General features: G+C 74.3%; 16 protein-coding genes. 4 read left to right on the forward strand and 12 right to left on the reverse strand.

Annotated features, from left to right (window positions below):
- From E1281_RS26910 to E1281_RS26945, 8 genes are all read right to left on the reverse strand, one after another.
- Positions 1-488 (reverse strand): hypothetical protein (locus tag E1281_RS26910; RefSeq protein ID WP_131882504.1); only part of this gene is annotated, 488 nt, incomplete at its 3' end.
- A 105-nt stretch (positions 489-593) separates the two neighbouring features.
- Complete coding sequence (locus E1281_RS26915) at positions 594-1,934, reverse strand: AAA family ATPase (protein WP_243717449.1); 1,341 nt, start codon at positions 1,932-1,934, stop codon at positions 594-596.
- Positions 1,931-3,403, reverse strand: a complete 1,473-nt coding sequence (locus E1281_RS26920; protein ID WP_131882507.1) for a hypothetical protein — start codon at positions 3,401-3,403, stop codon at positions 1,931-1,933. Before E1281_RS26920 ends, E1281_RS26915 begins: the two co-directional genes overlap by 4 nt.
- Before the next feature lie 7 nt (positions 3,404-3,410).
- Positions 3,411-4,505 carry a hypothetical protein gene (locus E1281_RS26925; protein WP_131882509.1) on the reverse strand — a complete coding sequence of 365 codons (1,095 nt, stop codon included), beginning with the start codon at positions 4,503-4,505 and terminating at the stop codon, positions 3,411-3,413.
- Positions 4,502-5,380, reverse strand: coding sequence for a hypothetical protein (locus E1281_RS26930; RefSeq protein WP_131882511.1), 879 nt, complete (start codon positions 5,378-5,380; stop codon positions 4,502-4,504). Before E1281_RS26930 ends, E1281_RS26925 begins: the two co-directional genes overlap by 4 nt.
- Positions 5,381-5,460: 80 nt before the next feature.
- Positions 5,461-6,327: an NAD(P)-dependent oxidoreductase gene (locus E1281_RS26935; RefSeq protein WP_131882512.1), complete on the reverse strand. Its 867-nt coding sequence runs from the start codon at positions 6,325-6,327 to the stop codon at positions 5,461-5,463.
- A gap of 99 nt (positions 6,328-6,426) precedes the next feature.
- Positions 6,427-7,569, reverse strand: coding sequence for a phosphotransferase (locus E1281_RS26940; protein ID WP_243717451.1), 1,143 nt, complete (start codon positions 7,567-7,569; stop codon positions 6,427-6,429).
- 97 nt (positions 7,570-7,666) lie between these two features.
- Positions 7,667-8,068 carry a nitroreductase family deazaflavin-dependent oxidoreductase gene (locus E1281_RS26945; protein WP_131882521.1) on the reverse strand — a complete coding sequence of 134 codons (402 nt, stop codon included), beginning with the start codon at positions 8,066-8,068 and terminating at the stop codon, positions 7,667-7,669.
- A gap of 128 nt (positions 8,069-8,196) precedes the next feature.
- Here E1281_RS26945 and paaI point away from each other — a divergent pair, with 128 nt between their 5' ends.
- Positions 8,197-8,637, forward strand: coding sequence for a hydroxyphenylacetyl-CoA thioesterase PaaI (gene paaI, locus E1281_RS26950; RefSeq protein WP_347813312.1), 441 nt, complete (start codon positions 8,197-8,199; stop codon positions 8,635-8,637).
- 21 nt (positions 8,638-8,658) lie between these two features.
- Here paaI and E1281_RS26955 read toward each other — a convergent pair whose 3' ends face one another.
- Complete coding sequence (locus E1281_RS26955) at positions 8,659-9,525, reverse strand: helix-turn-helix transcriptional regulator (RefSeq protein WP_131882522.1); 867 nt, start codon at positions 9,523-9,525, stop codon at positions 8,659-8,661.
- 625 nt (positions 9,526-10,150) lie between these two features.
- On the opposite strand from E1281_RS26955, the gene E1281_RS26960 reads away from it, so the two are divergent.
- Positions 10,151-10,459 carry a hypothetical protein gene (locus E1281_RS26960; RefSeq protein ID WP_131882513.1) on the forward strand — a complete coding sequence of 103 codons (309 nt, stop codon included), beginning with the start codon at positions 10,151-10,153 and terminating at the stop codon, positions 10,457-10,459.
- A 71-nt stretch (positions 10,460-10,530) separates the two neighbouring features.
- Here E1281_RS26960 and E1281_RS26965 read toward each other — a convergent pair whose 3' ends face one another.
- From E1281_RS26965 to E1281_RS26975, 3 genes are read right to left on the reverse strand one after another with little or no spacing between them, the layout of a single operon-like run.
- Positions 10,531-11,361, reverse strand: coding sequence for an ABC transporter permease subunit (locus tag E1281_RS26965; protein ID WP_131882514.1), 831 nt, complete (start codon positions 11,359-11,361; stop codon positions 10,531-10,533).
- Positions 11,358-12,134, reverse strand: a complete 777-nt coding sequence (locus E1281_RS26970; RefSeq protein ID WP_131882515.1) for an ABC transporter permease subunit — start codon at positions 12,132-12,134, stop codon at positions 11,358-11,360. Before E1281_RS26970 ends, E1281_RS26965 begins: the two co-directional genes overlap by 4 nt.
- A complete protein-coding gene (locus tag E1281_RS26975; RefSeq protein ID WP_131882516.1) occupies positions 12,131-13,072 on the reverse strand; it encodes an ATP-binding cassette domain-containing protein in 942 nt (313 codons plus the stop codon). The genes E1281_RS26970 and E1281_RS26975 overlap by 4 nt, the downstream gene beginning before the upstream one ends.
- Positions 13,073-13,229: 157 nt before the next feature.
- Between E1281_RS26975 and E1281_RS26980 the strand changes: the two genes are divergently transcribed.
- Together E1281_RS26980 and E1281_RS26985 are read left to right on the forward strand one after the other, a co-directional pair.
- Positions 13,230-14,369, forward strand: coding sequence for a sensor histidine kinase (locus tag E1281_RS26980; RefSeq protein ID WP_207943509.1), 1,140 nt, complete (start codon positions 13,230-13,232; stop codon positions 14,367-14,369).
- A gap of 7 nt (positions 14,370-14,376) precedes the next feature.
- A partial coding sequence (locus tag E1281_RS26985) for a response regulator transcription factor (protein WP_131882518.1) occupies positions 14,377-14,748 on the forward strand: 372 nt, incomplete at its 3' end.

Genomic DNA, 14,748 nt, shown 5'->3' on the forward strand with positions numbered 1-14,748 from the left:
CCGGGGCGGGTGGTGAAGAAGACCGAGAGGGAGCCCCTGAGGCGTGCGCGGACCGTCTCCTCGTCCACGGGGCCGTCGTCGAGGACGGGGGTGCGGTCGAGGGCGCGGTCGATGAGGACGTCGACGTTGCGGTCGGCGACGAGGACGGAGCACGTGTCGCACGCGTACCAGGGGTAGAGCATGTTGAGGACGGCGACGGCCGTGTCGTCGTCCGACAGGTGCGTGGTGTCCAGCTCGACCTCGAACATGTCGGTGTCCTCGGGGTCCAGCGTGGGGTAGTAGAGCCAGCTCGGCCCGGAGGCGCCGCAGAAGTCGCAGCCCTGGTCCTGCGGGACGGGTTCTCCGACGGCGAGCTCCAGCTCGTGGTCCCACGGCTCCACCCGCCGGTTGTGGCGGTAGCCCACGCCGTCGAGGGAGCCCTCGCGGTTGTGCGTGACGTCGTGCACCTCGCCGCCGCAGCGAGCGCACATGAAGCCGATGTCCTCCATGTCCCTCCCCTGATCGCTGAGGCACCGGCTCTCACAGTATCCGTCCGAGGCCCTCGCTCGTACAGGGCGGCGCGATCTCCGCAAGTCGAAGATCTTTCTTGGCGTTCAGCCCGCCGGAACGCGGTGGCGGTACAGGTGGGCGAGGACGGACTGGTTGGCCTCCCAGCCGTCCGGGAACTTCACCGGCACGCCGAGATGCACGGGTTCGGCGGACGGGTGCGCGTCCAGCAGCTCGGGGATGCCCGCGCGGGCCACCACGACGCACGCGTGCCGGTGCCGGGACGCCAGCACGCACAGGCGCCCCGCCTCCAGGTGGAAGGCCGTGGCGTCGCGGCGGCCCGACAGGGGGTGCAGCACGACCGTCACGTCGTACTCGCGGCCCTGGAGCCGGTTGGCGGTGTCGACGGTGATGCCCTCGCCGTGCGGGCCGAGCGCGGCGCGGATCGCCGTGACCTGGTCGCGGTGGGCCGCGCCGACCGCGACGCGCGCCGCGCCGACGGGGGCCGATCCCCGTTCCGAGTGCGCGACGGGACCGCGCTGGAGGAGCCGGACGGCGAGCGCCGCCGTCGCGCGCACGGCCTCCGCGTCGGTGCGCAGCGTGTGCCGGGCGGGCAGCTCGTAGAGGCTCCAGCCGGTGGCCGCTGCCTCTTCGAGCGCCCGGTCGTAGGTGGTGCCCATGCCGCGCGCGCCGAACTCCAGCCGCCGGTCGCCGGGACCCGTCCCGGCGCGGAACCCGGTGAACGGGTAGAACGCCTCCGACACCACCGGCGCGGCCGACGCGGGCAGCCGCCACGACACGGGGAGCCGGTGGACGGGCAGGTCCGGGTTGTGCGCCAGCAGCACCGACACGGCGCTGCGCATCGGGTCCCACGTCAGGCCCGCCCAGCGCTCCACCTCGACCGTGGAGAACGGGTCGAGCTGCCCGGGGTCGCCCACGAACAGCGCCCGCTCGAACCGGCCGGCGATGCGCAGCAGCATGTCCGAGCGCATCTGGTACGCCTCGTCCACGATCGCCCACGGCCACGTCCCGTCCGAGAGCGTCGCCCACTTGGCCGCGGTGGCGATCACGACGGTGTGCTCGGCCAGGTCGCCGGCCTTCTGCGCGACCCGGACCGCCGGATGTGCCGCGACGCGCTCGGACGGGACGTACCCCGACGCCGACAGCCGCCCGAGCGTGATCTCCGGGTGCTCGGCGGCGATGCGCTCGATGAGGTCGTCGACCTGCTCGTTCGTCTGCGCCACGATCATCAGGCGCTCGCCCGCCTCCGCCAGGTGGGCGGCGGCGCGCACGACCAGCGTGGACTTCCCGGCGCCCGGCGGGGAGTCGACCACCACGCCGCGGTGCCCGGCGCCGAGATCGGCCAGCACGCCGTCGACGACCCGCGCCGCCGCGTCGGCAGGGGCAAGAGCGTCCGCCCGCGCCGGGCGGCCCGCGGTCTCGGTCACGACCATTCCTCTTCGGCGTCCTCGTCCGTCGGAACGTACTCTCCGGGCGGCCCGCCGTGCGTCCACGGCGTGTCCTCCCGGTCGGGGAACTTCGCGGCGCCGAACGAGCCGTCCGTCAGCGACGTGAAGCAGACCCGGTCGCCCACCTCGGGGACGGCGCCGGGCTCGGGCGTGAGCTTGCGGCCCATCCCGCCGGTCAGCTCCAGCAGCACGGCGCCGTCGGCGATCTCGACGATCCTCCCCTTGAGCGCCGGGCGCGCCGCGTTGCACACGGTCGTCCCGGCGTCGAGCCGCAGCGGGTCCCGCGTCCCGATCCACAGGCGGGGGCGGAGCTTGGGCCGCTTGCCCGTCTCGTCCAGCCGGGCCGGGTCGCATTCGGTGACCACGCCGCCGAACGCCTGGCCCGCGAGCCGGTGCTCGGCCATGACGAGGGGATCGTCGAAGGCCCGCTGCGCGTCGTAGGCGTCCTGGGCCCGTTCGAGGTCGTGCAGCCGCCGCGCCGCGCGCACGGGCGGGTCGCGGCGCGCCTGGGGGTAGGCCTCGCCGAACGTCTGGTGGTAGTACGTGAACGCGTCACGGTCGCGCTCCCAGCGCTTCGGCACGCTCGCCCCCTCCGGCAGCGCCCGGAGCAGCTCGACGGCCCGCCACATCAGGTCCCAGGCCGGGGTGAGCTGGCTCGCGACGGCGGCGCGCAGCCGCTCCTCGGCGCGGGAGCCGGGGCCGGCGCGGTCGTAGGCGGCGATCGCCGGGGCGAGGACCTCGTTGTCGAACGTCGGATCCGTCGCCGGTCCCGCCGGCGGGCACGCCACCGGATCCTCCGCGCGCGCCGCGGCGGCCGGGCCGTCGAGCCCGCCGGGCGGGTCGATCCAGCCCATCAGCGCCGCGAGGTTGCCGTCCTCCAGCGAGCTCTGGCCCGTCGCCCAGTGCAGCCGCAGCATCTCCGTCATCGCGCCCAGCAGCGACGACCCGGGATGGTCGTACCGGTCGGCGAACCATGTCAGCCACCGGCCGAGCACCGGCACCGCCGGGTCCACCGCGTACGGCCCCTCGGTGCTGCGGAAGCGCGTCGACCGCCCCATCATCCGCAGGAACGCGACACCGCCCCGGTTCGGGACGAGCAGCTGCGGCGCGTCCTCGTACCGGATCCGCTCCTCGCCCTCCTTGCCGGGCGGCAGCTCCTCCACCGCGCCCCTGCTCGTCTCGATGTGGTTCAGGACGAGCTTGGCGAGATCGGCGGCGAACGCGAACCGCAGGTCGCGGTTGCGCGGCTGCGGCACCACCAGCAGCGCCGCGTCGCCCGGGGCGCTCCCGACCATCGCGGCCAGCGGCGCGGCCGCCTCCCCGGCCAGCCGCAGCGGCACCAGGACCAGCGGCGCGTCCGGCACATGGCAGTGCCGCACCGTCGCGAGCGGCCGCGCGACCCCCGCGGCCGCCGCCTCCAGCCGCGCCAGCGACGACAGCGCACTCATGGACCGATCACGCGACTCCCTCCAGTGCCTCGGCGCGGAGGCGGGCCGCCGCGCGCAGCTGCCCGGCCGTCTCCGCGAGGTCGTCGGACGGGGTCAGCGACCCGTCCGCCAGTGCCAGCGCGGTCCCGATCGTGTCGACGCCGCCGAGGTCGTCGCGGACGGACCGGCCGAGCGCACCGGTCGAACCGCACGCGCGTGCCTCGTCCCGGCAGAACAAGGCCATCTCGCAGCCCGACATGCACTCGGGCGCGTACCGGGCCTCGACCGTGCGGACCGACTCGGCGAGCCCCTCCCCGGGCTCGAACGTGAGGTCGCCGGGCAGCGCCGCCAGGATCTCGTCGATGCGGGTGAGGCGGGCGAGCTGCCGCTCCAGGACGGCGAGCTGCGGCCGCACGTCGAGCGGCGCCGCCGTCGGGCGGTTGGAGAAGTTCTCCGGGCACACCAGGAACACCTCATGGGACACCCGGCCGGGGTCGTGGCCCAGCTCGGCGACCAGCCGGCGCAGCGCCAGCACGTACACCGCCGACTGCCGCGCCGCCGCGGCGACCTGCTCGGGCTCGGCCTGGCCGTCCACCACGGCGAACGACTTGATCTCGATGACGTGCAGCCGCCCCGCGAGCTGGAACGCGATGACGTCCGGCTCCAGGTAGGCGAGCGTCCCGGCGATGTCGAGCCGCAGCAGCGGGTGGTCGAACAGCGTGCCCTCGCCGGACTCCAGCGCGCGGGCGACGAGCCGCCGCGTCCGCGAGTGCCGCAGCTCGCGGCCCTCGTTGCCCGCGACCACCTCCAGGTCGTCGTAGGCGACCTCGGGAACGTCGAGGCCGAGCCGCTCGCGCAGCAGCGTCAGCAGCTCCGCGCACCCGTCCGCCTTCACCTGCGCCTCGAACGCGTTCCCGCGCGTGATCGCGAACTGCGACTGCCCGAACGGCGCGGGGAAGCCCAGCTCCCGCGCCACCGCGTCCTTGTCGACGCCGGCCGCGTCCATCACCCCGCGGCGGGCGCAGCCGGGATTGGAGGTCAGCGCGGCGATCGTGCGGGCGTCGTGATTGCGCGGGGGAGCGCCGCCGCGCAGCCGGTCCAGGTCCGGCGCGGTCTCGGTCATGTGTCCGTCTCTCCCATGCCGGCGGACCGGCCTCCGGTGTCCCGCAGGGCCCGGAGGCGGCTGCCGAACAGCAGTTCCGCGTCGTCGAGCCGTGCCCTGGCGCGCCCGGCGGCGGACGCGCGCCCCCGCCGGTCGGTCTCACGGTGCACGTCCAGCTCCGCCCTCGCCGCCTCGGCGAGCACGGCCGGATCGACGGTACCGACCGTACCGGCGACCGCCCCCGGAATGTTGGACGCGAAACGCCACAGGAGCCGCTGCACGTCGGGACTCGGGTCGCCGCGGCCGGCCTGCTCGGCCAGCCGGCACGCGGACGTCAGGAAGTCGGTCCGCGGGCTGAGCGGCCCGACGACGCGCTGCTCCAGCGGCCAGGTGCTCACGGTGAGCAGCCCGCGGGCGGGAGCGAGCAGATCGGCGGTCAGTGCGGCGCACAGGTAGTAGGGACGCGCGTACGGGGCGGTCCGGAACGAGCGCTCCTCGTCGCGGCGCAGGCTCGTCAGCCGGGTCCCCGGTATCTCGCCGGGGAAGAACGCCGCGTACACCGACCCGATCAGCTTGGGCGCGGCCGGCGCGCCGAGCAGCGTCAGCGCCTGGTGCACCTGCTCCCGGACGGGCAGCAGCCCCCGCTGCTCTCCGCCGCGTTCGCGTCCCTCGCCTCCCCGGCCCCCGGGGGCGGTGCCTCCACGGCCGCTCGTGGCGGCGCCGCCTTCGCCGAGGACGGCGTCGTCCCAGGCCTGCTCGGCTCCGCGCAACTCGGCGCGCAGCTCACGGGCCTCCCGCCGGTCGCCGCCCGCCATCGCCCGCCGCACGGCGGCGCGCAGTTCGGTGATGCGCGTCTCCAGCTCGTCGGGGGTCGGGACGCCGGGGGACCGGGACATGCGGCAGACAGTACAGGTACTTCCGGACACTTCCAGTGTTTTCCAGTTTTGCTGCTCGTCCGCGGGGCTCCCGGCGGGGATCAGGCGGAGAAGCTCGCGCGGTAGGTGGCGGCCATGTCCTCGTCGCCGTGTCCCTGGTCGATGACGCGGCGGAAGCGGGCGCCCGCCGCGTCGTTCACGTCGACGCGGATCCCCGCCGCCTCGGCGGACTCGTGGATCAGCCGCGTGTTCTTCTCCGCGTTGCGGACGGCGAAGCTCGGCTCGAAGTCCCCGGCGAGCATCGCCTTCATCTTGACCTGGAGGTAGGCGCTGTCGAGCGGGCCGCCGGTGAGGATCTCGCCGAGCAGGGCGGGGTCGAGCCCGAGCCCCTCGGTCAGCGCGACCGACTCGGCGACGACGGAGGTGAGCGAGATGGCGTAGCTCACCGCGGCGAGCTTGAGACGGGTGCCCGCGCCGCTCGCCCCGTCCTCGTCCAGCCACACCGTCCGGCTGCCGACCGAGTCGAAGACCGGCCCCAGGACGGTTCGCGCGTCGTGCGGCCCGGCCGCGAGGACCATCAGCCTTCCCTGCTCGGCGGGCTGCTTCGTCCCCTGGACGGGCGCGTCGACGAACGTGAGCCCCCGCTCGGCGGCGAACCCGGCGAGGCCCGGCACGGACGCGACGCCCACCGTGCCCATCTGCGCCCAGATCTGTCCCGGCCGCAGCGACGGCGACGCGTCCTTCATGACCGACAGCGCCGTCTCGCCGCCGTCCAGCATCGTGATGACCACCTCGGCCCCGGCGGCCGCCTCGGCGGGGGAGCCGGCGACGGCCGCGCCGTCGGCCGCGAGCGGCTCGGCGCGCGACCGCGTGCGGTTCCACGCCGTGACCTGGTGGCCGTCCCTGAGCAGGGTGCGGGCCATCGCCGCGCCCATGATCCCGGTGCCGAGCATCGCTACGGATGTCATGATTCCACTCTCCCGATGTCTCCCATGGTCCGCGCAGGAGCCGGTCACGTGGAGACCGGCGCTGCTCTCCCTACCCCGGAGCGGGCGGGAGGTGCAAGATCAGCCGTAAGCGGGGCTGCCGCCCGGCGCGTCCGCGTATCCGGCGGTGTAGGGCGCCGCGAACGCCTCCAGGGTGCCCTCCAGGTGCGCCGACCACCAGTTCACCAGCGCCGCGGAACCGCGCTCGCCGGCGCCCTCCTCGCCCAGGTACCGGTTCCGCAGCGGCGCGACGTCGCAGAGCCGCTCCCACCACTCGCGGTGCACCGCCGACTGGATCTGGCCCGCGTCCAGCGGGAACGCCGACCGGTGGCCGCCCACGAACGCCTGGACCCGGTCGAGGTCGAGCCCGCGCTCGTCCTCGCACGCGAACAGCCGCGCCGCCGCCCGCACGACCTCCCCGGCGACCGGGCCGGTCGCCAGCGCGTCCCAGCCGAGGACGGCGGTGACGTTGCCCGACCCGCCGTAGCGCAGGTGCCCGGCATGGAACGCGCCGTGCAGATGGCCGACGGTGCTCACCTCGATCTCCGGCGGCTGGTGGTCGGCGAACTCGGCCAGCAGCCCGCGCCGCTCCCGCAGCCGGCGTCCGGTCAGCGCGTCGAAGTCGGTGCCGCCGTCGTCCGGGACGTCCCGCAGCATCGCGTCGACGGCGGCGGCCGCGTCCGCGGCGCGCGGCGCCGGGATCAGCAGGCTCTGCTGCACCGGCGGCGTCAGCCCGTCGAGCGTCGCGTGCAACCGGCCGAGCAGCGCACCGAGGCTCTCGCACTGGGCGAACGTGAGTTCCAGCCCGCCGCGCCCGCGGCCGCCGACCCACGGGTACAGGGCGTAGCCGCGCCCGGCGGCGGTGACCAGCGTCCGGCCGCCGCGCGCGGGCACCGGCGCGAGCACCGGGAGACCGGCCTCGTCCAGCGCGGTGGTCACGGCGTGCTGAAACAGCAGGCGCCGCCGATCGGGTTCGGCGTACTCCTTGAGGAAGTACGCGCCGCCGGCGGTGCCGACGCGCCAGCACCGGCCGCCGGGCCCGGCGGCCACCGGGCCCGTGCCGTCCGGTGCGCCGATCTCCCAGCGCCTGAGCAGCCGCGGCGGCGGTTCGCCGTCACCGGTTCCGGCACCGGCACGCGGTTCGGCACCGGCACGCGGTTCGGCACCGGTCCGCTGTCGGGTGTCGGTCCGCTGTCGGGTGTCGGCACGGTGTGACGTCGGCACCTCGGCACCTCGGCTGCGTCGGACGGGCGATGGTCGAATGGATGTTCTACGGCGACGCTACACGTCCCGCCCGTCCCGCGAAAGGGAACGGCGCGGCTCAGGTGCGTTCGAGCACGACCACGGGAATGTCCCGGGTCGTCTTCTGCTGGTACTCGTCGTACGCGGGCCAGGTGGCGGCCATCTTCCGCCACAGCGCGGGCTTCTCCTCGGGCGTCGCGGTGCGCGCCCGCGCGGTGAACTTGTCTCCCTTGACCTGGACCTTCACCTCGGGGTCCGCTTGGAGGTTCTCGTACCAGAGCGGGTTGTGGTCCGCGCCGCCCAAGGAGGCCACGATCACGTACGCGTCGCCTTCGGGCTGGTAGATGAGCGGTGTCGTGCGCTCCTTCCCGGTGCGGCGCCCGGTCGTGGTCAGCAGCAGGGTGACGGTGCCCTGCCAGTCGTGCCCCTCTTCACCGTCGGTCTCCTGGTAGCGCTCGACGTGCTCCTTGCCGAACAGCATGGTCATCTCCTTCGTCCAGGCTCCACATCGGCCGCGCCGCCCGGCGCGTCCGTCTCCATAACTTCCGGACCCCCCATGGCCTTCCCGCAAGATCTCCACTGATTCCGCCCCGTCACTACCCTGGGCGGGTGGACGACGCGGCTGAGGTGGCGCGGCGATGCGCCGAGACCATGTACGCACGGGACAAGGTGGCCCAGGACCTCGCGATGGAGATCACCGAGATCGCGCCCGGACGGGCGCGGCTGCGGATGGCGGTCGGCGACACCATGGTCAACGGCCACGGCATCGCGCACGGCGGCTACGTGTTCCTCCTCGCCGACTCCGCGTTCGCCTACGCGTGCAACACCCATGACGCCGTGACGGTCGCGGCGTCCGCCGACGTCGTCTTCGTCGCGCCGGCCCGCACCGGGGACGTCCTGGAGGCGGCCGCGGTCGAACGCACCCGCTACGGCCGCAGCGGCATCTACGACGTGACGGTGCGCCGCGTCGCGGACGGCGAGGTCGTGGCCGAGTTCCGCGGCGGCAGCCGCAGCCGCGACCAGCGCGTCCTCGACGGCCCCGCCCCCTAGGCCGCCCTGGCGCGCAGCGGGTCAGAGGTCGTTGAGGATCCTGGTGAGCTGCGCCGGGGTATCGTCGGGGCGCGCGGCGGTGATGCAGAGGTTGTTCATGGCGCGCATGTAGGTGTCGACGTCCGTCGGCTTGTCGAGGTAGAGCGCACTGGTGAGCTGCTCCAGGTAGACGACGTCGGACAGGCCGGGCTCGGCGAACCGCAGGATCGTGAAGGGGCCGCCCGCCGCGGCGTGCCCGCCCGCGCCGAACGGCACGATCTGCAGGGTGACGTGGGGCAGCTCGGACACCTCGATCAGGTGCTCGATCTGGCGGCGCATGACGTCGCGGCCGCCGAGCGGACGGCGGACGACCGCCTCGTCCACGACCGCCCACAGCGTCGGCGCGCCCGGCGAGGTGAACCGCTCCTGCCGGGTCGTGCGGAGCTGCACCCGCCGCTCGACCTCGTCCTCGGCGGCGTCGGAGAAGCCGAGCCGGACGACGGCGCGCGCGTAGTCCTCGGTCTGCAGGAGCCCCGGGACGAACTGCAGCTCGTAGGTGCGCAGGAGCGAGGCGGCCTCCTCCAAGCCGAGGTACACCTCGAACCAGCTGGGCAGCACGTCGCCGTACCGGTGCCACCATCCGGGGGTGTTGGCCTCCTTGGCCAGCTCCAGCAGCGGAGCGCGCGCGGCGGGGTCGGACACGTTGTACAGGGTGAGCAGGTCGGCGACGTCGCGCTCCTTGAACCCGACGCGGCCGAGCTCCATCCGGCTGATCTTGGAATGCGAGCCGCGGATCTCGTAGCCCGCCTGCTCGGTGGAGATGCCGCGGTCCTCCCGGAGCCGGCGCAGTTGTGCGCCGAGCAGAATGCGCAGGACGGTGGGTCCGCCGCGCCGGGGATAATCGATCAGCCGTCCGGCCGGATCACCTTCGGACGGAGGTGTTGGGGCAGCTGAATCCTGGGACAAGGGGTCACCAGCCAGTCGACGGGTCTGCTCGGGGGTGTGTCGGCACCGCCCTATGTTAGAGGATGCGGCAGGGTTTTTGGGAAGTACGAAAATCCCGTCCGGTCGGAATCGTCCGGTGTTCGCGGTGAACGTGCGCGAGGTTACGCCGAGGGCCGGTGCGCATGGCCTTGACCTGTGCCGTCGGTGGCCGGACCGCTGCGGAACGTGGCGCCGCGGTGACAACCGACTCTGGCCGTGCGATCATTTCCATGGCGTCCGAGTCACCGTTGGTGCATGAATTGCCCGGTCTTCTCCGCCGGTCCGGGCGACCAATCCCGGCTGGTCATTCCGCTGGTCGTCGTGTGACGCCGGTACAACGGCGGCCCTCCATTCCGGTGAATTTCCGGGGCCCGCCACCGCGCAGATCATGCCATGGCCGCCTGCCTTCGGCCGGGTGGATTCCGGCCGCGTGATGAAGCTCTCGTCCCGCACGGGTGTGGTCCGGGATGCGTGCGGCGTTGGGTGGTGTGAGAAGCGATCCGCCCCACCGCTCAAGAGGGGCGACGACCACATCGTGCATGGGGGAGTCATGAACGCGACAAGGGAACGACCCGAGATCCGGTTCCTGACCTCGGGTGATGTCAGCGCGCACGAGCGCGCGGCGGCGGAGCGCGCCGTCCAGACCGCGCTGAAGGGCACCGAGGGCTTCACGTCCGTCCAGGTCACGCTGAGCGTCGTGGCCGACCCGTCGCTGCCGCGCCCGGCGCTGGCGCAGGCCGTCGCCGAGATCGACGGCCGCCGCGTGCGCGCCCAGGCCGCCGCACCCCGCATCGACGAGGCCATCGACATGCTCCGCGAGCGCCTGGCGATCCGGACGTCCTCCCTCCGGGCGGGCTGACGCAGCGCCGCGCATGAGCGAACGGCGGCGCCCCGCACGGGGACGCCGCCGCTTGTGTGTCCCGGGCCCCGTCAGACGTCCCGGCGAGTGAGCGTGAACGCGGCGAGACCGAGCGGCACGAGCGCGTACGCCGCCATCAGGGCCGCCGCCGCGCCCGGCGACAGGAGATCGCCGAAGACGGAGTCGTCCGCGCCGAGCCCGGCCGCCTGGGCGGCCAGGGCTCCGGGGACCACCGACCCGATCCGCTCGTTCCACGGTTCCGGCAACTGGAAGACCAGTATCGGCAGGACGTGCCACAGGAAGACCACCGAGACGAGCGCCCCGGCCGTCGAGCGCAGCAGCACGCCGAGCGCCAGGCCGAGCAGCGCGAACATGGCCACCGACGTCCCCGAGATGACGGCGTCCGGCAGGTGGTGGGCGACGGACGCGTCCTGGTCGGGGAACGGCCGGTCGCCGACGATGAGCCGCGTCCCGAGGAGCGAGCCGATCGTCACCACCTCCCCCGCGACGAGGGCGACGGCGCCGATCACCGCCGCCTTGGCCGCGAGCACCGTCCGGCGGCGGGGGAGCACCGCGAACGTGGCGCGGATCAGGCCGGTGCGGTACTCGGACGTGACGGACAGGACGCCGAGGACCGCCAGGGACAGCCCCGCGCCCCAGCCGCCGAGCTCCTGGAGCGGGCGGAGCATGAGGTCCTCGCGGCGCTCGGCGGACAGGCCGTCCCATACGTGGGCCATCTGGAACGCCAGCAGGAGGACGAACCCGAGGAACGCGGCCGTCGCCCACAGCACCCAGTAGGTCGAGCGGACCGAACGCAGCTTCCACCACTCGGCCGCGAGCGCGTCACCGATCCCCCCTGCCGGGCCGCGCCCCGCCGCATGCGGCGTCGTGCCGGCCGTCATGCGTCCCTCCGGGTGAACGCGTACGCGCCCGCGCCCAGCGAGATCGCCACGTACGCCGCGAGGAAGAGCGCCGCGGCGGGTGCGGACAGGACGCCCTGGTCGCCGGACGAGCCCGGCGTCCCCGCGATCTGACCGGCCAGGTTCCCGGGCATCACCGACCAGACCCGTTCGTCCCAGGGGGACGGCAGCGGCCGCGCGAGGGCCGGCAGCACCATCAGCATCGCCGTCCCCGACGTGATCGTCGCGGCGGTGGAGCGCAGGACCGCGCCCAGCCCGAATGTGATCAGCGTGATCGCCGCCGTCGTGAAGCCGAGCGCCAGCAGATGGGCCGCGACGTCGGTCGCCGGGGCCTGGAACGTCGGGACGGCGCGCTCTCCCACGATCGCGTTGCCGCCCGCGGAACCGGCCGCCAGGCTCACCAGCGCGGCCGCGAGCACGGCGGCCCCGGCCACCGCGCCCTTCGCCGTGAACAGGGTCAGCCGGCGCGGGACCGCGGCGAGGGTCGTCCGGCTCATCCCGGACGCGTACTCCGACGTGATCGTGAGCGCGCCCAGCACGACGGCGCACACCGGCAGCGAGGTCGCCAGGGGATGCTCCGGCGGGGCGGCCCGGGCGGTCGCCTGCCGCGCGGCCGGGAGCCCGTCCCAGTACCGCGTCACGTACCAGGACCATAGGAGGGACAGCGACAGGAACAGCGCGACCGTGCCGGCCATGGCGGCGGTCGAACGGCCGGACCGGAGCTTGTACCACTCCGCCGCGAGCGCGTCGGTCATGACACCCTGCCTTCCAGAGCCGGCCCGCCGTCGTGGCCTGGACGCACCCCGAACTCGGCGCTGCCGGCGGTCAGCTCCATGTAGGCGTCCTCCAGCGAGGCGCTGTACGGCGTCACCTCGTACAGCGGGATGCCGTTCGCCGCGGCCGTGTCGCCGATCGCGGCGACGTCCAGCCCGGTGACCGTCAGGGTGCCGCCGGGCATGGCCTCGACGCCGCCGCCCGCCGCGGTGAGCGCGGCGGTCAGGTCGGCCTGGCGCGGGGAGCGGACGCGGATCCCGCGCTCGAACCGGTCCGCCAGCTCCCGCACCGACGTGTCGGCGATCAGCCGTCCCCGCCCGATGACGATCAGCCGGTCGGCGGTCAGCTCCATCTCGCTCATCAGGTGGCTGGAGATCAGCACGGTCCGCCCCTCGGCCGCCAGCGCCCGCATCAGCTCCCGGATCCAGCGGACGCCGTCCGGGTCCAGCCCGTTCACCGGCTCGTCGAACATCAGCACCCCCGGATCGCCCAGCAGCGCCGCCGCGATCCCGAGCCGCTGCCGCATCCCGAGCGAGAACCCTCCGACCCGCTTGCGCGCCGCTCCGGCCAGGCCCACCTGCTCCATGACCTCCGTCACGCGCCGGGCCGCGATCCCGTTGCTGCGCGCGAGCCAGCCGAGATGGTCGAACGCCCGGCGCCCGCCGTGCACGGCGCCCGCGTCCAGCAGCGCCCCCACCTCCCGCATCGGCCGCCGCAGCTCCGTGTACCGGCCCCCGTTCACCAGGGCCTCGCCGGACGCCGCCGCGTCCAGGCCCAGCAGGACGCGCATCGTCGTCGACTTCCCCGCGCCGTTCGGCCCGAGGAACCCCGTCACCGCGCCCGGCCTCACCACGAACGACAGGCGGTCCACCGCGGTCGTCGCGCCGTAGCGCTTGGTCAGCTCACGTACCTCGATCATGCCTCGACGGTCGTACGGGACCGCCCCTCCGCACATCGGAACCCGGTCGGGACCGCCGCGTGCGACCGTGCTCCGAGACCGCCGCGGCGCCTCCGACCCAGGTATGACGCCCGCCGGCACGAGGCGCCCGCCGGACCGGCCCGCTACCTTCGATGATGTGGAGGATTCCGAGCTGCGCTCCCCGTTCCTCAGGCGGCTCAGCCGGCGCCGCCTGATCGGGCTGGACGCCGGGGGCGCCGTTCTCTACGCGTTCGCGCTGCTGCTCCTGCCCCGGGACACCGCCGCCTCCGCGGCCGCGGTGGCGCCGCTCGCCGCCGCGACCGCCCTGCCGCTCGCGGTGCGGCGCCTGTGGCCCGTCCCCGTCTTCCTCGTCGTCCTGTCCGCCTCGGCCGTGACGCTGCTCCTCGGCCTGCCCTGGGACTCCTTCGCCGGCGCCGCGTTCGCCCTCTACCTCGTCGCGATCACCCGCGGCCGCCGCCGCTGGATCCCGACCCCGCTGATCGGCGCGGTCAGCGGCGTCGTCATCGTCGGCGGCGCGATCGCCGGCCCCGCGGACCGGCACGCCGAGTTCGCCGGACGGCTGCTGATGGGCCTCGCCGTCCTCGGCGCGTCCTGGGCGCTCGGCCGCGTCGTCCGCGAGCGCCGCGCCGACACGGCACGCTCCGCCCGGCAGCTCGCCGACCGGGCCGTCGCGGACGAGCGGCTGCGCATCGCCCGCGAACTCCACGACGTCGTCGCGCACAGCATGAGCCTGATCGCCGTCAAGGCCGGCGTCGCCGTCCACGTCGCGGAGGCCCGTCCCCAGGAGGCCCTCGACGCGCTCCGCGTCATCGAGACGACGAGCCGCGGCTCACTCGCCGAGATGCGCCACCTCCTCGGCGTCCTGCGGACCGGCGGCACCGACGCCGACCTCGCCCCGTCCCCGGGGCTGGCCGATCTCACCGGCCTCGCCGAACGGGCCGCGATGGCCGGCGTCCACGTCGACCTGGAGGTGGACACCGGTGAGCTTCCCGAAGGCGTCGCCCTGTCCGCCTACCGCATCGTCCAGGAGGCGGTCACCAACGTCGTCAAACACGCCGCGCCCGCCCGCTGCCGCGTCCGCCTCAAGGCCGACGGGCTCCGGGTGCGCATCGACGTCACCGACGACGGCCCCGGCATGCGCGTCCTGCCGGGAGGGGACGGGCACGGGCTCATCGGCATGCGCGAACGCGTCATGATGTACGGCGGCGACTTCACCGCCGGACCTCGTCCCGACGGGGGTTTCGCCGTGTCGGCCGCCTTCCCGTACGAACCCTAGGAATCCCGTGGAATTGCGCGTCCTCGTCGCCGACGACCAGGCCCTGCTGCGCGGCAGCTTCCGCGTCCTCATCGACACCGCGCCCGGCCTTCGCACCGTCGGCGAGGCCGGCACCGGCGCCGAGGCCGTCGAACTGGCCGGAAGCGAACGCCCCGACCTCGTCCTCATGGACGTCCGGATGCCCGAGATGGACGGCATCGAGGCGACCCGGCGCATCTGCGACGACCTCCCCGGCATCCGCGTCCTGATCCTCACGACCTTCGACCTGGACTCCTACGTCTACTCGGCGCTGCGCGCGGGGGCCAGCGGCTTCCTGCTCAAGGACACCCCGCCCGCCGACCTGCTGTCGGCGATCCGGGTCGTCGCCTCCGGCGAGTCC

The sequence above is a fragment of the Actinomadura sp. KC345 genome, from assembly GCF_004348515.1.
Lineage (GTDB): Bacteria > Actinomycetota > Actinomycetes > Streptosporangiales > Streptosporangiaceae > Spirillospora.